22 protein-coding genes, 1 tRNA gene, 1 rRNA gene and 1 other RNA gene are annotated in these 20,952 nt (G+C 29.5%); 20 read left to right on the top strand and 5 right to left on the bottom strand.

Translation table 11 applies throughout. The features are described from left to right. The first annotated feature begins 78 nt into the window (after positions 1 to 78). On the top strand, positions 79 to 366 hold the full coding sequence (locus H8R92_RS13535; RefSeq protein ID WP_186835524.1) for an LPXTG cell wall anchor domain-containing protein: 288 nt from the start codon (positions 79 to 81) through the stop codon (positions 364 to 366). Positions 367 to 557: 191 nt separating this feature from the next. Continuing rightward, positions 558 to 1,019: a DUF3990 domain-containing protein gene (locus tag H8R92_RS11400; RefSeq protein ID WP_186835501.1), complete on the top strand. Its 462-nt coding sequence runs from the start codon at positions 558 to 560 to the stop codon at positions 1,017 to 1,019. Positions 1,020 to 1,817: 798 nt separating this feature from the next. Here the strand turns inward: H8R92_RS11400 and H8R92_RS11395 are convergent. Then, on the bottom strand, positions 1,818 to 2,714 hold the full coding sequence (locus H8R92_RS11395) for a DUF368 domain-containing protein (protein ID WP_186835500.1): 897 nt from the start codon (positions 2,712 to 2,714) through the stop codon (positions 1,818 to 1,820). Positions 2,715 to 2,961: 247 nt separating this feature from the next. Between H8R92_RS11395 and H8R92_RS11390 the strand changes: the two genes are divergently transcribed. The 6 genes from H8R92_RS11390 (at position 2,962) to ffs (ending at position 7,688) form a co-directional block, all read left to right on the top strand. Further along, entirely contained in the window at positions 2,962 to 4,200 is a 1,239-nt protein-coding gene (locus H8R92_RS11390) for an HlyC/CorC family transporter (protein WP_330606915.1), read from the top strand. Positions 4,201 to 4,361: 161 nt separating this feature from the next. After that, the gene (locus tag H8R92_RS11385) at positions 4,362 to 4,805 is read left to right on the top strand and encodes a nucleoside deaminase (RefSeq protein WP_186835499.1); all 444 of its coding nucleotides are present in this window, start codon (positions 4,362 to 4,364) and stop codon (positions 4,803 to 4,805) included. An 11-nt stretch (positions 4,806 to 4,816) separates the two neighbouring features. Further along, on the top strand, positions 4,817 to 5,587 hold the full coding sequence (gene lgt, locus H8R92_RS11380; protein ID WP_186835498.1) for a prolipoprotein diacylglyceryl transferase: 771 nt from the start codon (positions 4,817 to 4,819) through the stop codon (positions 5,585 to 5,587). Between the two features lie 317 nt (positions 5,588 to 5,904). Further along, on the top strand, positions 5,905 to 7,197 hold the full coding sequence (locus H8R92_RS11375) for a helix-turn-helix domain-containing protein (protein WP_186835497.1): 1,293 nt from the start codon (positions 5,905 to 5,907) through the stop codon (positions 7,195 to 7,197). A 133-nt stretch (positions 7,198 to 7,330) separates the two neighbouring features. After that, positions 7,331 to 7,420: transfer RNA gene (locus H8R92_RS11370), tRNA-Ser, on the top strand. 3 nt (positions 7,421 to 7,423) lie between these two features. Then, an RNA gene (gene ffs, locus H8R92_RS11365) (signal recognition particle sRNA large type) lies at positions 7,424 to 7,688 on the top strand. Between the two features lie 248 nt (positions 7,689 to 7,936). On the opposite strand, the gene H8R92_RS11360 is transcribed toward ffs, so the two are convergent. Together H8R92_RS11360 and H8R92_RS11355 are read right to left on the bottom strand one after the other, a co-directional pair. Beyond that, complete coding sequence (locus H8R92_RS11360; RefSeq protein WP_022211968.1) at positions 7,937 to 8,431, bottom strand: dihydrofolate reductase; 495 nt, start codon at positions 8,429 to 8,431, stop codon at positions 7,937 to 7,939. Between the two features lie 23 nt (positions 8,432 to 8,454). Further along, a complete protein-coding gene (locus H8R92_RS11355) occupies positions 8,455 to 9,300 on the bottom strand; it encodes a thymidylate synthase (RefSeq protein ID WP_186835496.1) in 846 nt (281 codons plus the stop codon). A gap of 206 nt (positions 9,301 to 9,506) precedes the next feature. Here H8R92_RS11355 and dnaX point away from each other — a divergent pair, with 206 nt between their 5' ends. The 9 genes from dnaX to H8R92_RS11310 all read left to right on the top strand — a co-directional run bounded on the left by dnaX (position 9,507) and on the right by H8R92_RS11310 (position 16,904). After that, on the top strand, positions 9,507 to 11,129 hold the full coding sequence (dnaX, locus tag H8R92_RS11350) for a DNA polymerase III subunit gamma/tau (RefSeq protein WP_186835495.1): 1,623 nt from the start codon (positions 9,507 to 9,509) through the stop codon (positions 11,127 to 11,129). A gap of 94 nt (positions 11,130 to 11,223) precedes the next feature. Beyond that, complete coding sequence (locus H8R92_RS11345) at positions 11,224 to 11,568, top strand: YbaB/EbfC family nucleoid-associated protein (RefSeq protein WP_022211965.1); 345 nt, start codon at positions 11,224 to 11,226, stop codon at positions 11,566 to 11,568. Positions 11,569 to 11,633: 65 nt separating this feature from the next. Next, positions 11,634 to 12,230, top strand: coding sequence for a recombination mediator RecR (recR, locus tag H8R92_RS11340; RefSeq protein WP_022166920.1), 597 nt, complete (start codon positions 11,634 to 11,636; stop codon positions 12,228 to 12,230). A gap of 87 nt (positions 12,231 to 12,317) precedes the next feature. Further along, entirely contained in the window at positions 12,318 to 12,569 is a 252-nt protein-coding gene (locus H8R92_RS11335; RefSeq protein WP_022211964.1) for a DUF2508 family protein, read from the top strand. A 70-nt stretch (positions 12,570 to 12,639) separates the two neighbouring features. Further along, positions 12,640 to 12,888, top strand: a complete 249-nt coding sequence (locus H8R92_RS11330) for a pro-sigmaK processing inhibitor BofA family protein (RefSeq protein ID WP_186835523.1) — start codon at positions 12,640 to 12,642, stop codon at positions 12,886 to 12,888. A 339-nt stretch (positions 12,889 to 13,227) separates the two neighbouring features. Further along, a complete protein-coding gene (locus H8R92_RS11325; RefSeq protein ID WP_186835494.1) occupies positions 13,228 to 13,401 on the top strand; it encodes a hypothetical protein in 174 nt (57 codons plus the stop codon). Positions 13,402 to 13,618: 217 nt separating this feature from the next. Continuing rightward, the gene (locus H8R92_RS11320) at positions 13,619 to 14,695 is read left to right on the top strand and encodes a pyridoxal-phosphate-dependent aminotransferase family protein (RefSeq protein WP_186835493.1); all 1,077 of its coding nucleotides are present in this window, start codon (positions 13,619 to 13,621) and stop codon (positions 14,693 to 14,695) included. Between the two features lie 38 nt (positions 14,696 to 14,733). After that, positions 14,734 to 15,636 carry a D-2-hydroxyacid dehydrogenase gene (locus tag H8R92_RS11315; protein ID WP_186835492.1) on the top strand — a complete coding sequence of 301 codons (903 nt, stop codon included), beginning with the start codon at positions 14,734 to 14,736 and terminating at the stop codon, positions 15,634 to 15,636. Positions 15,637 to 15,662: 26 nt separating this feature from the next. After that, the gene (locus tag H8R92_RS11310; protein ID WP_022211960.1) at positions 15,663 to 16,904 is read left to right on the top strand and encodes a DUF1015 domain-containing protein; all 1,242 of its coding nucleotides are present in this window, start codon (positions 15,663 to 15,665) and stop codon (positions 16,902 to 16,904) included. A 52-nt stretch (positions 16,905 to 16,956) separates the two neighbouring features. Here H8R92_RS11310 and H8R92_RS11305 read toward each other — a convergent pair whose 3' ends face one another. Next, positions 16,957 to 17,649, bottom strand: coding sequence for a 5'-methylthioadenosine/adenosylhomocysteine nucleosidase (locus H8R92_RS11305; protein ID WP_186835491.1), 693 nt, complete (start codon positions 17,647 to 17,649; stop codon positions 16,957 to 16,959). Positions 17,650 to 17,833: 184 nt separating this feature from the next. Here H8R92_RS11305 and H8R92_RS11300 point away from each other — a divergent pair, with 184 nt between their 5' ends. Together H8R92_RS11300 and H8R92_RS11295 are read left to right on the top strand one after the other, a co-directional pair. Further along, entirely contained in the window at positions 17,834 to 18,553 is a 720-nt protein-coding gene (locus H8R92_RS11300) for a tRNA threonylcarbamoyladenosine dehydratase (RefSeq protein ID WP_022211958.1), read from the top strand. Between the two features lie 162 nt (positions 18,554 to 18,715). Then, on the top strand, positions 18,716 to 19,648 hold the full coding sequence (locus H8R92_RS11295) for a GNAT family N-acetyltransferase (protein ID WP_022211957.1): 933 nt from the start codon (positions 18,716 to 18,718) through the stop codon (positions 19,646 to 19,648). Positions 19,649 to 19,699: 51 nt separating this feature from the next. On the opposite strand, the gene H8R92_RS11290 is transcribed toward H8R92_RS11295, so the two are convergent. Next, complete coding sequence (locus H8R92_RS11290) at positions 19,700 to 20,221, bottom strand: PTS sugar transporter subunit IIA (protein ID WP_022211956.1); 522 nt, start codon at positions 20,219 to 20,221, stop codon at positions 19,700 to 19,702. 623 nt (positions 20,222 to 20,844) lie between these two features. On the opposite strand from H8R92_RS11290, the gene H8R92_RS11285 reads away from it, so the two are divergent. After that, a 16S ribosomal RNA gene (locus tag H8R92_RS11285) occupies positions 20,845 to 20,952 on the top strand; the annotation flags it as partial.

Genomic DNA, 20,952 nt, shown 5'->3' with positions numbered 1-20,952 from the left:
AAGTTATACAGTAGAATATCAAGATGAGAATGGTAATGTGTTAGATAGCAAGACTTTAAGCGAACTTTATTTAGGTAAATATACGGAGATTGCAAAAAAATTGATGGCTATAATTTAGATGATGAAGAAACTAAGGTTATTGATTTAACAGAAGAAAGTCCTAATGGAACTATAATATTTAAATATAAAAAACAAGAAGTTCCAGTAACTCTAGAAAAACCAAAAGAAGAAGTTAAAGAAGAGTTTAAAGCTCCACAAGAAACTTTACCTAAAACTGGAGACCCTTTCAGTTCAAATATATTAATGATGTTAGGAGTAGCTTTAATTGGATTAGGAGTTGGATTTAATAAAAAATTTAAGAGATAGAATAATCATTAGTATTTTCTATTTAATTTACTGGGGCATATGTCCCAGTTTTCTTATATTTTATATAGGTTATATATTATAAGTATAGTAATTTAATTAATTTGGTGATGAAACACATGATATATGTTGAGGAGTATAATTAAAATTTTTGTGTAGTTTAGATGTAATATAACTTAGTTAAGGGAGGAGAAATGGGAACTATAATTTATTATGGAGGCTATAAAATAGTTAAGTATCCAAACATAATAGTAGGAAAAAATATAAAAGATTTTGGATATGGATTTTATTGTACTAGGATAAAGAAACAAGCAGAAAAGTTAGTAAACAAATATAAGACACCGGTTATAAATTCATATGCTTTAGCTGATATTTCAGATTTGAATGTTAAGGTATTTGAAAAGTATGATAAGGAATGGCTCGATTTCGTTGTTCATTGTAGAAGTGGGGGAGAGAATGATTATGATATTGTTGAAGGATTTATGTGCGATGATACAATATTGGATAACTTAGAAGATTATATAAATGGACACATAGACAAGACAAGATTTCTGGAAATGATGAAGTTAAAATGGAGTAATAAACAAATAAGTTTTCATACAGTTAAAGCACTAAAAGGACTAAAGTTTATTGAATGTGAAAAAATAAAAAAATAAACAACAAGATATTAAAAAGAGTATTGAGGGTACAGACAAAGAGCAATTTGCAAGAAATTTAAATGAGGAAATTCTATATTCTATAATTGAAAGTTTAAAAAATATGGTATAATAAAAACAGCTAAATTTATTCTTTAAATTATAGGATAAAAATTCTATGAACAAGGATAGTTTGGTTATAATATAATTATTCTATTTAAAAAGTTTATTGGTCGCTAATCCCAAATAGCGAGTTATAAAAAGGGAGTTGGTACTACTCAATGCCAACTGAAATTGAGTGTAGCAACCGAGCAACTGCTACTAAAAGGACATATGCTTAGGTGATGATTGTCGTAAAGCTCGGGTGATTTATAAAATAGCTTATAATTTTTTTATATATTATAAGGGGAAGCTAAGTGTACTATTATTAGGTATACCTAACTAAAGGGGGGAAGATAGTGGTGTTTAGAACATCACTATTTTTCTTTAAAATAATTATTTTACTAAACTATAATTCAACTTGAAGAACTTTAATTTTAAAGGGACTACAGGTGGACTATCCTCCAATATTTATGAAAATAAAGCTTGCCCTTTAAATACTTTTATAGTCTTTAAAATATAGTGAATACAAAGGTTTATGTATATATACGATACGTAAAAGAATATATTAAAACATATAGTACTATTTCTGTTGGGAGTACCACTTTTTTTATTGAAAATTGATAATTATTTAGGTAGGAACTTCTTTGGGAAGCTCCTTTTTTAGTGAAAAAAATTCAGCCCTAAAGCTGAATTTTATCATTAATTATTAATTTTTAACTATTTAGCTTTCTTTTCTAGTAAGTCTTTTCCTTTTTCAAGTCCTAAAAGAATAGCTCCACCAATAATGAAATATATAAAGCTAAATGTGCTTAAGGTCATAGCTGGTTTAGCTACTTCTAAAGTTGTAGGTCCCATAAATACTGCGTATAGAGAACCTATCATAAGTCCTAAAATTAAATAAATCATTTGTGATCTATGTCTCTTTAATTCAATTTTTATTATTTTAATTGTTGAAACTATACCTGTTATAACTCCAAGTCCAAATATAACTAGTACAGGTACGTATTCAAAATTAAAAGTAAGAAATTCTTTTATTGCATTTATTATTCCTGTATAAAGACCAAAAATTAATAATAATGTAGATCCTGATATACCAGGAAGAACCATAGCTGATATTGCTATCATTCCAGCCACAAACACAAAAATACCAAGTCCTATAGATAGTCCGCTTACTGAAAGATTTAATCCACCTTCAGAGCCAGAAGCAGGGTTAAAGTAAGTTATAAGTGCAACAATTGTTATACCGATAATAGTAAAGATTATATTTTTATATTGCCCAATTATTGAATCTTTCTCTTGTTTGATTATCATTGGTATTGCCACGATGATAAGTCCTGTAAATAATGAACTTATGGCATAAATGTGGTCATTAAAGATAGATGATAAAAATACTACGGAAAGTCCTAGTCCTACTACCCATCCAAAGCCAAGCTTAATTAAAAATATTAAAGCTTTTTTCTTTTCTTCCCATGGATCTTTAGAAACTAAAGTATTTAGAGAATTTATGAAATCATCATAAAAACCTAATATGAAAGCTATAGTACCACCTGACACTCCAGGAACACTATCTGCTAAGGCCATACAGAAGCCTCTAATAAAATTAAGAATAATCATAATTCACCTCAAATTGTAAAAAATTAAAATAAAAAGGAATAAAAGTTCCTTTAATTAAATATTATAATTGTATTGCCATAAATATAAAAGTTAAAAATTTTTAACAATATAAATAATTGTTAAAGTTTTCTTAAACAGCAATATTGTAAATTTTATGTTTATTTATTATGGTAAAATATACAATGAAAATTTAAGTTATGATATAATTAAATAAAAATTGATTAAAACATAGGAGTGTGATTTGATTTTGGACACCGGTGTTCAGATAACGATACTTATAATTCTACTTTTTCTATCAGCATTTTTCTCAATGTCAGAGACAGCTTTGATGTCTTTAAGCAAGATAAGAGTAAGACATATGGTGGAAGAAGGAGTTAAGGGAGCTAAGTTAGTTGAAAGGCTAATAGAAGACCCCAACAAATTATTAGGAGCGATATTAATAGGAAATAATATAGTAAATATAGGAGCATCATCTTTGGCAACGTCAATTGCAGTAGCTAAGTGGGGCGAAGGTGGAGTTGGAATAGTTACATTAGGACTAACAGTAATAGTATTAATTTTTGGAGAGATAACACCAAAATCAATAGCAAAGCAAAAGTCTGAAAGTGTATCACTTGCTGTAAGTAAATTTATTAATATAATTGTTAAGCTATTAAAGCCTTTCATTATATTATTTACAGGAGTTTCTTCAATATTTATTAGATTATTAGGTGGAGATCCTAAAGCTAATGAGCCATTTATAACTGAAGAGGAAATTAAAACCATGGTTGGTGTAAGTGAAGAAGAAGGAGTTCTAGAAGATGTTGAAAAAGAAATGATTTTCAATGTTTTTGACTTTGCAGACGCTCAGGTAAAAGATGTTATGGTTCAAAGAGTAGACATAATAGCAGTAGATTTAGAAGCAAGCTATGATGAAGTGTTAGATGTGATTAAAAAAGAGCAATTTTCTAGAATACCAGTATATAATCAAACTATTGATGATATAGTGGGAATATTAAATGTAAAAGACTTAATTATGGCAGAGCAGAATAAAGAAAAGTTTAAGGTTTCTGATTACATGCGAGAACCAAATTATACTTTTGAATTTAAAAAGATTGCTGAATTATTTAAAGAAATGAAGAAAACGAGAAATCATATAGCTGTAGTCTTAGATGAATATGGTGGAACTGTTGGTATTGTCACTATAGAAGATTTAATTGAAGAAGTATTTGGTGATATAGAAGACGAATATGATGATGAAAATAAGGAAATTGAAGTTATCAAAGAAGATGAATATATTGTTGATGGAAGTGCTAAGCTTGATGTTGTCAGTGAACTTATAGGAGTAAACATGGAATCAGAGGAATTTGATTCTGTAGGCGGTTTAATTATTGGGGAATTAGGAAGGTTCCCTGAGCAAGATGAAGAAATAGTTTTAAATAATATTAAGTTTAAAGTAGAAGAAATAGACAAAAATAGAGTTAAAAAAGTAAGGATTTTTACTTGATAAACATTGGGGCTGTTGCATTTTTGCAACGGCCTCAATATTTATTAAAAATGTAGAATGAAAAATTTAAAATTATGTTTGAAAGACTTTCAGAAATTTTTTTTAAAATATATTTTTAATTCTTAGATTTTACATTTTTAATTTATAAAGGAGGTGTTTTTTTGGATTATATGAAGATAGCCTTAGATGAGGCTAGAAAGGCACTAAATAAGGGAGAAGTGCCTGTGGGGGCAGTGATTGTAAAAGATAATGAAATAATAGCTGTGGCTCATAATTTAAAGGAAACTAATAAAAATGCTATGGCTCATGCAGAAATGATAGCTATTGATATGGCCAGTAAGGTTATAGGTGATTGGAGGCTTAATGGATGTGAGATGTATGTAACTTTAGAGCCTTGTGCCATGTGTACATCAGCAATTGCTCATGCAAGGATATTAAAGTTATATATAGGAAGTTTTAATAGGGATATGGGTGCTTGTGGTAGTATATTAAACCTTTTAGATTATAAAATGTTTAATACAGAAGTGAATGTTAATTGGAACTATGATGAAGAATGTAGTAAAATATTAACAGAATTCTTTAATAGTAAAAGAAAAATAAAATAGGTGGTGAGGAAATGAATCCAGTAGCTTTTGAAATTTTTGGATTACAGATCAGATGGTATGGGATAATTATTGCAGGAGGAGTATTAACTGCATTTTTATTATCAAGTGTACTAGCAAAGAAAAAGGGAGTGTCATTTGATGATATAGTTGATGCATTCATATGGGCTTTTCCGATAGCAATAGTAGGTGCAAGGGCATATTATGTAGCATTTGAGTTTAAAAACTTTGATTCATTTGCAGATATGATTAATATCAGGACTGGTGGATTAGCTATACATGGTGGTCTTATAGCAGGAATAATTACAGCTTATATAGTATTAAGGATTAAAAAGGTTAATTTTTGGGAATACATAGATGTTGTTATACCGGCAGTTGTATTAGCACAAGGAATAGGAAGATGGGGTAATTTCATGAATCATGAAGCTCATGGTGGTGCTGTTTCATCAGATTTTATAAGTAAATTTCCTGAATTTATACAAAAAGGAATGTTGATAAATGGAGCATATTATCATCCGACTTTCTTATATGAATCTGTTTGTGATGTATTAATATGTTTAATATTAATTTACATCCTATTTAAAAAGAAAAAACAGCATGGAATTGTTTTAGGAGCTTATTTGATCCTCTATTCTTCTGCTAGATTCTTTATTGAAGGGCTTAGAACGGATAGTTTAATGTTTATGGGCCTTAGAATAGCCCAAGTTATAAGTATAGTGGGAATAATTTTAGGGGCAATTATAATATTTATATCTATTAAGAAAGCCAAAAGTAATAATATATAATATTTAACTTTTTTTTAACCTCTGGAGGAATAAGTAGATTTTATCTTTAAAATCTATTTATTCCTCTATTTTTTTATAGTTTTAATAATAAAAAAACAAAAAGTAAAAAGAATATTTTACTTTTTAACAGAAAAATTAATAAAAAGTCGTTTTTTGACTAAAATATGGAATATAATAACAAAAATCATTAATAAAATTAATAGTAAAAAATTAAAAAATAAAAAGGTAAATAAAATAATTTACTTTTTAAAAGGGTATGATATACTTAATTTTGCGCTGAAAAAGCAATTTTTAAGTGTGGGAAAGGATGCAGAAAGATGGATTATGGTGAAATTTTATCTTCAGGAAAGAAAATAAAGAGAATAAGAAAAGAACTTGGGCTTAAACAGCATGAAATTACTAAGGGAGAAGTTACCCGTAATTTAATAAGCATTATTGAAAATGACAAGGCAGCTTTAACTGAAAAGGTAGCTAAAGTAATAGCTGATAATATTAATATGGCTTGTAGTGAGCAAAATATAGATTATCATGTAAGTGCCAAATACCTTTTAGAAAGTGAAGAGTATCAGGCTGAAAGAGTTGTGGATAAGTATTTAGAAAACTTGGCTGTGGATAACTTGCAGATAGTAGATGAAATTGAAGAGTTCTTAATTATTTACGACCTTACTGATAAAAAAATAAGTATATATGAAAAGATTGGTGATCTTTATAATGATATAAAGGACTATTATAAAAGTTATACATATTATATAAAGGCTTTTGAAAGCATTAAAAAAGATAAGATTGATGATAGGGCAGCTATTTTAATTTTAAAGTTAATTAATTGTTGCAAAGTTAATGATAAATTCAAGGAAGCTTTAGAATTTTGTAAGCTACCACTAAAAAATGAAACTTTTATTTCTATGGACATAAAGTTAGAGCTTTTATTAAATAAGGCAGAAATACTTATGTTACTTAAGGAATATGATTATTCATTAGATGAAATTGAATGCATTGAAGAATTTACTGAAGAATTTACTGAAGAATATTTATTTGATTTAAATATATTGAAGGGGCAATGTTACAGAGAAAATAAGTACTATAGGGATGCTTTAGAGGTTTATAGGAGTCTTAAAGTAAAAATTGAAAACTTAGATAAAAATAAGATTCTTTACATAAATATAAAAATAATAGCAATATACATTTTGCTTAGAGATAATAGGAATATTAGAAAGTATATTGATGAATCTCTAATGCTCATAAGTTCTAAGAGAGGATTATATAAGGAAGAGAAGGGAGCAGATATTTTTTCTGGTTTAGCTAAAGGTTTTAAATTTATTAATGAAGATGAGAAGGCTGCAGAGTATTATAATCATGCTATTTATAGTGCAAAAAGAAATAAGCAGTATACAATACTCCTTGATTCACTAGAAAATTTATTTGAAATTTATGAAAAGAAGAAAGATATTGATGAAATAGACAATATAAAGAATGAACTTTTAGAATTAATATCTACTAAGGCTCTAAATAATGAAAATAAAATGATATTTAAAGTCATAGGATTTTATAATGTTATGGATGATAAAGAGAGTATTGAAGGAATTGTTAGCTTTATTTTAAATCATCAATAAATTTCAGGAAAAAAATCAAGAAAATCTTTCTATTGAACAACTAAAAGAATTATGTTAGAATGTAAAAGTATAAAAAGTAAATATAATTTTATAGAGCTTTTTATACTTTATATTTTATCAGTATAAATATTATGGAGAGATGTCCGAGTGGCCGAAGGAGCACGCCTGGAACGCGTGTATAGGGGAAACTCTATCGTGGGTTCAAATCCCACTTTCTCCGCCAATGCCGTGCTAGATGGGGAGTCAGCGGTGCCCTGTAACCTGCAATCCGCTATAGCAGGATTGAATTCCTCACCTAGGCTTTAATCTATATGGTCTGCCCCTTTGCAAGTGATGTTGAGGGTTGGGTCCCATGCGACGTAAGACTGTGAACCTCGTCAGGTCCGGAAGGAAGCAGCGATAAGCAGCCCCTGCGTGTGACATGGATAAATCTTGCCTGAGTCAACTACAAAGGTAACGCATATAGATTTCTGTCAAAGTGAGGTGCACGGTTCTACATATACCTTTCTTTTTGGAAAGAAAGGATTTTTTAATGTTTAGAACTTTTTAGTTATAAGTTTAAAAACTTATAAATTTTGTGTGACTAGCAGCATCATATGTTGTTTATTAAATAGTCAATTAATTTTGGTTACTCTTCAATAGGATTAACAATATAGGACAAAAAACAATAGGACAGAAAAATAGGGAAGCTTCATCTGAACTTATGGAGTCTTCCCTACTTTTCTATCTTTTTTTAAGTTTAAGCTTTTTTTATATAATTGATAAATTTATACTGTAATCCATCTTTAGCGTTAGTTAAGATATGTGAAGAATAATCCACAGCCCAATTTTCTAAATCAATCTGTGGAAAACTTGTATCACCTGAGAAATCTTTTAGTACTTCCGTTAAATATATCTTATCTGCATGTGGTAAAAATTCTTTATAAATTTCTCCACCGCCAATTATAAAAGCTTCCACAGGGGAATTTTTATAATTGTTGATAATTTGGTCAGCGTTGTGGATAACTTCTACATTTTCATTATCCACAGAAAAATTTTTATCTCTAGTCAAAATTATATGCTTTCTATTAGGAAGCACTCCAGGAAGTGATTCAAAAGTTTTTCTACCCATAATTATGGTATTGCCGCTTGTTATTTCTTTAAATCTTTTTAAATCGTCAGAAATATGCCATAAAAGTTTGTTATTTCCGCCAATTATATTATTTTGAGCCTTGGCTACTATAATGGAAATCATTTTTACACCTCTTCTTTATTTTACTATATTCCTAAATCAAATTTTAATTGAGGCTTAACTGGTTCGTAATCTATAAGTTCAAAATCATCAAGAGTGAAATCATAGAAATTAGTCTTGCCTTCTTTAAGTATTAATTTTGGTTGTTTTTCACTAGGTGTTCTAGAAAGAAGCTCTTTAGCTTGATCAATATGTCTGTCATAAATATGTAAGTTATCTATAACATGCATAAATACACCTGGCTTTAAGCCTACATGTCTAGCTACCATCATCAGTAAGGCTACATACTGCATTTTATTTACATGTCCAGCTACAAGATAATCTGACGACCTTTGGTGTAATGTCATATCAAGATATTCGCCTCTGGCAGACCAAACAGTTAGAAATGCACATGGATGAAGCCCGGCAGTTTCTTCGAAGTCAGCATATTGATAAAGATCAATGATGTGTCTCCTTGTGTATGGTTCATTAGTAAGCCCATCTAATAACTTATTCATTAAGTCATATTTTTTTACTGTAGCACCATATCTTTGGCCAATGGTATTTGTGTTATCCACTTCCCAGTCTCGCCACCACATGATATTATGTTTTTCTTCCAAAACAGATAAATCATTGCTTTGATCTTGATATATCCATAATATTTCCTTTATAGCAGATTTTATAGCTATAGGTCTAAGAGTTGTAATAGGAAATTCACCTTTGCTAATATCATATTTTTCTACTATTTGATTAACGTAGATTGTATGAGCAGGTGTTCCATCCTTATAAATAGGTCTGATTTTATGTCCAACAGTACTTGTTCCATTATTTAAAATGTCTTGTATGTTTTCAATAAAAATCTTATCAGCTTTTGATACATAATTTGTTGTCATATGCTCACCTCAAAAATGTTAAATTATAAAATTTAAGTATAACATTCTTTTAAAAATTTGAAAATTTCAGTAGTATTTTTTAGTAGAATATTGCCTAAAATTATAGATAATATAGTAAACTGTTTGAGATAAAAGGAATTATTTATTTTCACAAAAACTAGTGTATAATAATAATTAAAGTTTATAAAAAAAGAGAGGTAAGAGATTTGGCATATACTGCTTTATATAGAGAATGGAGACCAAGTACATTTTATGATGTAGTAGGTCAGGAACATATAACAACTACATTAAAAAATCAAATACTTAATAATAGAATAGCCCATGCTTATCTTTTCTGTGGAACGAGAGGTACTGGTAAAACATCTACAGCAAAAGTTTTTGCTAAAGCATTAAACTGTTTGAATTTGCAAGATGGAGAGCCATGCAATGAATGTGAAATGTGTAAAAAGATAAATAACGGACTTGCTATTGATGTAACAGAGCTAGATGCTGCTTCAAACAATGGTGTAGATAAAATCAGAGATATTATTGATGATGTTAAATATCCTCCGCAAGAAGCACGTTTCAAGGTATATATAATGGATGAAGTTCATATGCTTTCAGTAGGAGCTGTAAATGCATTTTTAAAAACTTTAGAGGAGCCACCTGCAAATGTAATATTTATTTTAGCTACAACAGATCCTCAAAAGTTACCTATTACCATTCTTTCAAGATGTCAGAGGTTTGATTTTAAGAGAATTAATAAAAATGATATAACTGCAAGACTTAGAAAGATAGTTACTGAAAAGGGAGTTATGGCCGATGATAAGAGTTTAAATCTTATTGCTAGAGTTTCAGATGGAGCTATGAGAGATTCTTTAAGTATATTAGATCAAGCAATATCTATGGGGAACGGAGCTGTAGAGTATTCATCTGTTGTTTCTATGTTAGGACTTGTAACTAATGAATATCTTTTTACTTTAACTAATAATGTTATAGAAAGAAATATTGAAAAATGTATTTCAACTATTGAAGAAATAATTACTTCAGGTAAGGATGCTTATTTATTTATTAAGGACCTTATTGAACACTATAGAAATCTTTTAATGGCAAAAGTAACTAATAATGCAGAAGAAGTTCTTGATATGTCAGAAGAGAATATTGCGCTTATTAAGGAGCAGTCAGCAAGACTAAGAGCAGAAGAAATAATGAGATGTATACGAATATTACAAGAAGCAGAAGGTAATGCTAAGGTTAGTAAGCAGGCTAGGCTTTATTTAGAACTTTCCATAATAAAAATGTGCAAAATTGAGTATGATACATCAAGTGAAGTTATTTTAACTAGGCTTAATAGATTAGAAGAAAATTTAAAGAACGGAAATATAGCTGTAGCTGTTAAGGAAAGAGTTATGGCTGAAGCTACTAGTATGAAAAAAGCAGCAACACCTGCAAGTAAAGCTACTAAATCTGTAAATACAGAATCATCTGCCATTGGAAATGCTAGTTCTAGGTTGACTATCAATGAAGTGCAAAGAGCTTGGAAGGATGTATTAGAAAGGTTCAAAGCTAAAAGAGCAATGATTATTTATGCATCTATATTAATGGGAAGGCCCATTTCATGCAGTAATGGTATTATAACAGTTGAATTTGATGAAGATTATAAGCTTAGTGCAGATAGATTAAATAAGGCAGAAAATAAAGTAGTAGTAAATGAAGTATTTTCTGAAGTATTTCAAGAAAAATTAAATGTACAGTTTGTATCTAAAGAAAAAAACAGCAATGAGCAAAATGCAGAAGATGTTTTGATGAATGCCTTTGGTGAAGGATTAGTAGATATACTTGATGAATAATGGTAAAAAAATAAGATAAATACTTTATTCTAGTAAAAACTATAAAAATACTTTATAATATGAATAGACTTTTTATTTAAGAGGAGGATTTTTTATGGCAAGAGGAGGATTTCCAGGCGGCTTCGGCGGAGGAAACATGAATAACTTAATGAAGCAAGCACAAAAGCTTCAAAAGGAAATGGAAGAAATGCAAAAAAACTTAGAAAACAGCGAATATGAAGCTTCAGTAGGTGGCGGAGCTGTTGTCGTAAAAGTTAGCGGTAAAAAAGAAGTAACATCAATTAAAATAAAAGAAGAAGTTGTAGATTCAGATGATGTTGAAATGTTAGAAGATTTAGTTCTTAGTGCTGTAAATGAAGCATTAAAGAAAGCGGAAGAAGCTAGTTCAAATCAAATGGGAAAATTAACAGGCGGATTAAACATACCTGGATTATTTTAAATTTATTAAAGGGCATGCAAGGAGACTTGCGTGCCTTAAAAATTATGAATGGAAGGATGAATTAAATGGATTTTTATCCAGTTGCTATAGAAAAGCTAATTGAAGAATTTGCAAAATTGCCTAGTATAGGAAAAAAGACAGCTCAAAGATTGACATTACATATATTAAATCTTCCAGAAGATGAAGTGAAGGAATTTGCCACAGCTTTAGTTAGGGCTAGAGGTACAATAAAATACTGTTCTATATGTGGAAACTTTACTGAAACGGATCCTTGTCCAATATGTAGCAATCCAAGTAGAGATAAGAGCGTAATATGTGTTGTGGAACAACCTAAAGATATTATGACTATGGAAAAAGTTAAAGAATTTAATGGAACATATCATGTACTGCACGGTAATCTTTCTCCAATGCAGGGAAGAGGGCCTCAAGATATAAAGATAAGAGAACTTGTGGCAAGGATGAATGCTGATGTAAAAGAAGTTATTATTGCTACAAATCCTAATGTTGAAGGAGAAGCTACAGCAATGTATATTTCTAGAATACTTAGACCTCTTGAAGTTAAGGTAACGAGAATTGCTTCAGGGCTTCCTGTTGGAGGAGATTTAGAGTATGCTGATGAAGTTACTTTATCTAAAGCATTAGAAGGAAGAAAAGAAATATAAAATGAAGACTTTCTGAATAAAATTTAAATATATGGAAATAAATAGAATAAATATTTTTAATTTCTATTTAAATTTTAGGAGGGAGTTATGAATAAGGGCAAAATTTTAAATTTTATACTGGCAAGGTATGAATATGAGGATACTTTAGATGATGAGCTTTTAGAGTCTATTAGGGAAACAATAGAAGAAATGCAAATAGCCCAATGTATGTTCAATTATGTAAATGACCCTAAATTAATTGAAGCTGCCATATATAGAGAAGATGCAGCAAAGAAAAAATTTGAATATCTTTTATCGCTAGCTAAAGAGAAGCAAATGAATAAAAAGATAGATATGTAATGAATTTTTTTAAATTATGTAGCATAATAATAAGTACTATATAGGGGGAGAAAGAGGGGAAGGTTAAATGATAAGTTTAGATATGATGGTATATGCATTAATTGGATTGGCATTATTGTTCTTAATAATAAAATTACTTAAATGGCCATTAAAGATATTAATTAATGGTATTTTAGGAATTATATTATTATATATATCAAATATAGTGGGAAGTTATATAGGGTTTGTGCTACCTATTAATGCAATATCAGCACTTGTAGCAGGTTTTTTAGGCATACCAGGAATAATATTTTTAATATTATTTCAATTTTTTGTATAGTTTAATGATTGTTAAAAAACAGGAAGGGAGCCTTTTTAGGTTCCCTTATAAGTTAAAACAGATATGAATTAAAGAAATAAGTTGTTAATGAATGAAAACTCTATATATTAAGTAATTTATGCACAAGGTAAAAAAAGTGATACAAAAAATTTAGGTGTAAGCACTACATCCGCTTACACCTGTTTAATATGTGGATAATTTAACTTAAAAGCAAAGAAATTATCTACAATAATAACTTGCCCATTATTTATAAAAATATGCACAATTAATGTTATAATTTAAGAAGAAAAGCAAGCTAATATATAATTGTAGGATATTATGTAATATGAGGTGATAAAGATGCCAGCAGGCAATGGAGTAAATTGTTTATACTGTCCAGAAAGGGAAGTAGGTAGATGTGAAGGTAATGATACAGGATGTTTATGTTTTAAATGTCCAAGACATTTAGGACAATGCAGATGTGTGAAGTATTGTAGGGAAACAGAGTCAGTTTTAATTTTTGATGAGAGATAACAAAATATTTTTAATGTTTTAAAGGGTTCAGAAGATAATCTGAATCTTTTTTGTTTGCAGAAGAGAATATATTATTTTTTTATTAATATCATAAATATAACTTTATGAATAATATAACAAGATAAGAATAAATAAATATAAAGTATAGCACTAATACTAAAATTAATATAATAGTAACAGGCTATAGCAGTAAATAAGAATATAATGGGGGAATTTCATGCATAAGAAATTATTTATTCCTGGGCCAGTGGAGGTTAGACAAGAGGTTTTAGAAAAGATGTCAACACCTATGATTGGGCACAGAAGCAAAGAAGCATCAGAATTACAGAGACACATAAGTGATAATTTAAGAAAGTTATTTTATACACAAAGTGAGATATTACTTTCTACATCATCAGGTAGTGGTCTTATGGAAGGGGCAATAAGATCATGTACAGCAAAGAGAGCAGCAGTATTTTCTGTGGGGGCATTTGGTAAACGGTGGTACAAGATGGCCATAAGTAATAATGTTCCTGCAGATATCTTTGAATTTGAAATGGGGAAGGCAGTAAAGGTAGACAAGGTTAAAGAGGTTTTAAATACAGGAAAGTATGATTTAGTAGCAGTAACTCATAATGAAACATCAACAGGAATAATGAATCCTATCAAAGAAATAGGTGAAGTTATAAAAAATTATCCAGAGGTAGTTTTTATTGTAGACACAGTAAGTTCTGCTGGTGGTACAAAAATAGAAGTTGATAATTGTGGAATAGATGTATGTTTGACATCATCACAAAAGGCTTTAGGTCTTCCACCGGGATTATCAGTATGTACTTTTTCAGAAAAAGCAAAAAATAGGGCTGAAAATGTTAAAAATAGGGGCTTTTATTTAGATTTGCTTGCTTTATATAAATATTTAAAGAAGAAAAATTATCAATATCCTTCAACACCATCTTTATCACATATGTTTGCCCTTGATTATCAGCTTAATTATATATTAAATGTTGAAGGATTAGAAAATAGATTTAAAAGGCATATAGAAATGGCTGATATAGTTAGGAATTGGGGCAGAAAGTATTTTGAACTATTTCCTGAAGAGGGTTATTTGTCTAATACATTAACTACTATTAAGAATACTAGAGGAATAAGCGTATCAGATCTTAATAAAGAATTAGCAAAACGAGGTTTTCAAATTTCTAATGGATATGGAGATTTAAAAGAAAAGACATTTAGAATAGCTCATATGGCAGATATCACTGTAGATGAAGTGAAGGAGCTCTTAGATAATATCAATGACATCCTAGATTTAAAATAATTTATTATTCATAATTAATATATTGGGGGGATTTTACCTTGAAGGTATTGGCCAATGATGGTCTTGAAATAAGTGCAATAAATGAAATAAAGAAAAATGGTATATATATAGAAACAAACCATCTTGATAAAGAGGAATTGATTGAGAATATAAAGAATTATGATGTGCTAGTAGTAAGATCTAACACTAAGGTTACCAGTGATGTTTTAGAGGCAGGAGCAAAAGGAAATTTAAAATTAGTGATTAGGGCAGGAGTAGGAATTGATAATATAGATTTAGATTATGCTAAAAAAGTAGGAATTAAAGTTAGTAATACTCCTGATGCTAGTTCAGATTCAGTGGCAGAATTAGCTTTGGGGCATATGTTTTCTGTTGCTAGGTATATAGCAGTAGCAAATTATACAATGAGAAATGGACAGTGGAATAAGAAGCAGTACAAAGGTAGTGAAATAGCTGGTAAGATTCTTGGAATAATAGGTATGGGGCGCATAGGGAAAGCTTTGGCAGGAAAAGCAGAAGCTTTAGGTATGAAGATAATATATGCAGATGTTTTAGGAAAGCAAGATAATCTAGCTTATGAATTTATGGATTTAGATAATCTTTTAAAGGTTAGCGATTATGTATCATTACATGTTCCATATGATAAGGATAAAGGAGCTTTAATAAGCAGTAGAGAAATATCAATGATGAAGGAGGGTGCAGTTATAATTAATTGTGCTAGAGGAAAGGTGGTAGATGAAGAGGCGTTATTAGAGGGATTGAATTCAGGAAAATTAGCAGGAGCAGGGATAGATGTATTTGAACAGGAGCCTAGTAAAAATACAGAATTAATTAATCATGAACGTGTAAGCGTAACACCTCATATAGGAGCTTCTACCAAAGAGGCTCAAGAAAGAATTGGAAAAGAAGTAGCAGCTATAGTAATTAATTTTAATAAGTAATTTTTAACATAAGGGAGGTATTAAATGTGGCAATTATTAGACCTTTCAAAGCATACAGACCAGTTAAAGAATATGTAAAAGATATTGCAGCTTTGCCTTATGATGTTATGAGTAGCAAGGAGGCCAGAGAGATTGTAAAGAATAATAAATATTCCTTTCTCCGTGTTGATAGAGCAGAAGTAAATCTAGCTGAAAGTGTAGGTGAATATGATAAAGTTGTATATGATACAGCTAATCAAGTGTTAGAAAATATGATAGAAAAGGGGCTATATATACAAGAAAAAACACCTGCTATTTATATTTATCAGCAAATAATGGATGGAAGAGGGCAAAAAGGAATAGTGTGTTGTACATCAGTTGATGATTATATTAACAATATTATCAAAAAGCATGAAAGGACAAGATTACTTAAAGAAATAGATAGAGTTAATCATGTAGATATATGTAATGCTAATACAGGGCCTATATTCCTTACTTATAGGAATAATGATGAAATATCATCAATAGTAGAAGAGTGGAGTAAGAAGGTGCCTGTTTATGATTTTATATCAGAAGATGGTAATGGACATAGGGTGTGGATAATAGATGATAATATAATAATAGAAAAATTAGTTAAATTATTTAAGAGTATAAAATACTTATATATTGCCGATGGGCATCATAGATCAGCTTCAGCTGTAAAAGTTGCTTTAAATAGAAGAAAGCAATTAGGTAAGTATACAGGAGATGAAGAATTTAATTATTTTTTATCTATAATATATCCTGATACAGAGCTTAAAGTGTTTGATTATAATAGGACAGTTAAGGATTTAAATGGGCTTAGTGAAGAAGAGTTTTTTAGCAAGGTTAAAGAATCGTTTTATCTGTCTAAATCAGAAGGTAATAAGCCAGTAACTCCGAAGAATAAACATGAATTTGGTATGTATATGAATAAGCAATGGTTTATTTTAAGAGCAAAGGATGGCTCTTTTGATGAAAATAATTCTATAGATAGTTTAGACGTATCAATACTTCAAAATAATCTCTTGAATCCTATACTAGGAATAAGTGACCCAACAAAATCAGAGAGAATAGAGTTTATTGGAGGCATAAGAGGTCTTAAGGAGTTAGAAAATAGGGCAGATACTGATATGAAAGTGAGTTTTTCTATGTATGCAACCACTATAGATGATATTATGAATGTTGCAGATAATGGTAAAACAATGCCACCTAAGTCTACTTGGTTTGAACCTAAGCCAAGAAGTGGTATATTCATTCATAAATTTTAGTAATAAATAAAAGGAACGGTAATAATAAACAACTGTTCCTTTTATATTTATATTATAGGCTTGTAACCATTTCTTTTAATATAGCAGTTGAATGTTTAACAGCTATAGGTGTGAATTTTTCAAAGTCCATATGTGCTCCGTTATTTGCATTGTCAGATATTGATCTGATTACAACGAAAGGAATAGAGTTTAAGTAACATACATGGGCAATACTTGCACCCTCCATTTCACATGATAAAGCACCAAATTCTTTTTCTAACCATTGGATTTTTTCAAGAGAAGCAACAAACATATCTCCAGAAACAATTCTTCCTGAGAAGGTATTGAAATCTCCAGCTTTATCACAAGCAGATTTAGCTACTTCTATTAAGCGTTCATCACATTTAAAATCAAATGTATCTAATCTTGGAATTTGTCCCATAGGATCACCAAAGGCAGTAGTATCCATATCATATTGGACTAAATTAGTAGCAATTACTACATCACCAGGATATATTTCTTTACCAATACCTCCAGCAACACCTACATTAATTATATGTGTTACTTCGTATTCACTAATAAGAAGCTGAGTACATATAGCAGCATTAACCTTACCTATTCCACATACAACAGCAACTACGTCTTTACCCCATAATTTTCCTCTATGGAATGTCATTTTAGCTTTTACTGTAGTATCTTCTAATTCCATGTCAGTTAATAATATTTCTAATTCTTCTGACATAGCACCAATTATTCCTAATATCATCTTTACCTCCAAAATAATTATTTTAATTCAACATATATTATATACATAGAGGAAATCATTTAATAGTGTATAAATAATAAAAAATAAAATAGCGAATTCCGATAGGAGTTACTTGAGAAAAATGCTTCAATAGTCTAATATTATTAATAAGCAAATAAACGTACATAAAAAGGAGAGAAGGAAGATGGCATTATATCCATTTTGTAGAACAGAACTATTAGTAGGAGAAGATGGTATTGAAAAGCTTAAAAATTCAAAAGTTATAGTTTTTGGTATAGGTGGAGTAGGAAGTTTTGCTGTAGAAGCATTAACAAGAGCTGGAGTTGGGAATTTAGTATTAGTAGATAATGATACTGTATGTATATCTAACTTAAATAGACAAATACATGCCACTACAAAAACTGTAGATATGGTTAAAGTTGAAGCTATGAAGGAAAGAATTAAATTAATTAATCCTGAATGTAAAGTTGAAGCAAAACAAGTATTTGTTACAGCTGAAAATATTCCAGATTTAATAACAGATGATATAGATTATGTTGTAGATGCAATAGATACTGTAACATCAAAACTTGCCTTAGCTGAATATTGCTATAAAAATGAAATAAAGATAATGAGTTCAATGGGAACTGGAAACAAACTTGATCCAACTATGTTTCAAGTATCAGATGTATATAAGACAAAAGTATGTCCTTTAGCTAAAGTTATGAGATATGAATTGAAGAAGAGGGGCGTAAAGAAGTTAAAAGTTGTATATTCTGAAGAAATGCCAATGACTCCTGATAAGGGAAGGGCTGTACCTTCAGGTAAGAGACAAACTCCAGGAAGTATTTCATTTGTTCCTCCTGTTGCAGGAATGATAATAGGTGGAGAAGTAATTAAAGATTTAATTGGTATAAATAAATAATAAAAAAGGCTTTCTTAAGTGTAAGAGGGCCTTTTTATGTTTATATTGAAGGATTTTGCAAATATTAAATAAGTATAGATAATACTGATGAATCTTTAGTTGAGTTTTATATAGAATTATTTGTATAATAAAAATAGTGAAAATAAATTAGGAGAATATAAGATGGGGAGTCAGAAAGAAGTCAATATTGAACCAATTAAAGGTACTTTGAATGATTATGTTATTAAAGATAAAGATAAAATAGTAGTGGGAAGATTTACTATAGCAGAACTGGATAAAGAAAATAAAAGAAGCACTATAAGGTTTAAATTTTATAGGGAAAATAATTATGAATTATTAAAAGTTTCAATAGATATGATTTTAAAGACTATCTTCAAAGACAGAAATATAAATAAGATTAACTTTTTAGTTAGTGAAACTAGTGATATAAGTGGATTTTTAGATTTAGGCTTTACTTTGGAGTCAATACTTTCAGAAAATCTTATGGTAAATGGAGCTATTGTAGATGAATTAGGCTTAGGCATTACAAGAAATGAATACATAAGTTCAATAAAAAATAATATAGTCTATATTAAGGGCAATAGAGTAATTGTTAGAAATTTTACACCTGCTGATGCAGAAGAGCTTACAGATTACTATATTAAAAATAAAGAGCATTTAAGGGAATTTGAACCAGCTAGAGATAGTAGTTTTTATGAAGCAACGGTACAAAGGAAGATATTAATAGAAAGTTATAAGCAGTTAATGGTTGGAACAGGAATGGATTTAGGAATTTATTTAAATTATAAGCTTATTGGTAAGATAAAGGTTTCTAGTATAGTTCATGGGGTATTTAAAAGTGCAATTATAGGATATTCAATAGATAAAGAACACCAAGGAAGAGGTTATATGAAAGAAGCTGTACTGCTTGTAGAAAAATATTGCAAACAGTATTTAGACTTACATAGATTAGAAGCATCGGTGCTTGTAGATAATAATAAATCAAAAAGAGTGCTTTTGAAAAGTGGGTTTGAAGAAATAGGAGTTAATAAAAAATATCTTTATATAAATGGAAAGTGGAGAGACCATATTACATTTTATAAAATATTAGAATAAAAAAAGGAGCTGTGCACTAATTATTTAGTGCGACAGCCCATTTTTTTATTCTTAAACTTCAAAGTTAACTACAGTAGTTTCACCAGCAACAGCTGAACCAGTTGTAACAGGAGTTATTGATTTAGCAGCATCAACATTAGTTATTAAAACTGGAGTTGCTAAAGATAATCCTTTGCTTAATATGAAGTCTCTGTCTATTTTTATTATAGGTGTACCAGCTTTAACTGTTTTTCCAGCTTCAACTAATTGTTGGAAACCTTCACCATTTAAAGAAACTGTATCAACACCGATATGAACTAATAATTCAAGGCCGTTTGATAATTTTAAAGCAAAAGCATGTTTAGTTTGGAAAACTAATGTTAATTCTCCATCAGCAGGAGCAACAACAGTGTCACCTTTTATCATGATCGCAGCTCCGTCTCCAGCCATTTTTTCAGCGAAAACTGGGTCTGGTACTTCTGATAATGGAATTATATCACCATCAGCTACAGCAACTAAACAATTTTTTGGTGCTACTTCATCAGCAGTTTCTTTTGATTTTGATTTAAATAAGTTTTTAAAAAAGTTACCCATTTTTATCATCCTTTCAATAAATATAAGTTTTATTATTCATAGTATAGGTAAAATAAAAGGTATAAGTTTAACTGAATATGTAAAACTTATACCTAATCAATAAGATAATTATATATTTTTACCAATATACTGTCAATGTTTATATATAATCATTATTATTATAGTTATAAGATATGAAATATAAAATTATTAAAATTATATGCTTTATTCGATGTTAAGTATTTATTATTTTACATAAAAATTAATATATCAAGTAATACGTAGCCGTGTGTATCAATGATATAAACATGGTGTATTATGTAGAAAATAAGAGTAAAGTATGAGTAATTTGTAAAAAACGAGAAAATAGATCATAGATAGATATATAATAAGATGATATTATATGTCTTGTCCTTAAGAAATGGACAGCCAGAAGCGATAATACAGTATCAAAAATATGTTTTCAAAATTTTTAAAAAAGTTGTTGACATAAAAGTGATAAGGTGTTAAGATAATAAAGTCGCTTGAGGGCGACGAGATAAAATGGTCTTTGAAAATTGAACAGAATATAGTTAATATAAAACCAGCAATTCTTTTAAGTCTTATAAAGACTCAAAGTAATTTGAGCAAAACAGATTAAACTTTTTATTGAGAGTTTGATCCTGGCTCAGGACGAACGCTGGCGGCGTGCCTAACACATGCAAGTCGAGCGAATGAAGTTCCTTCGGGAATGGATTTAGCGGCGGACGGGT

It is taken from the genome of Clostridium lentum (assembly GCF_014287815.1).
Taxonomy (GTDB): domain Bacteria; phylum Bacillota; class Clostridia; order Clostridiales; family Clostridiaceae; genus Clostridium; species Clostridium lentum.
The sequence above is the reverse complement of the archived record's forward strand: the minus strand, read 5'-3'. Positions and strand labels throughout refer to the sequence as shown.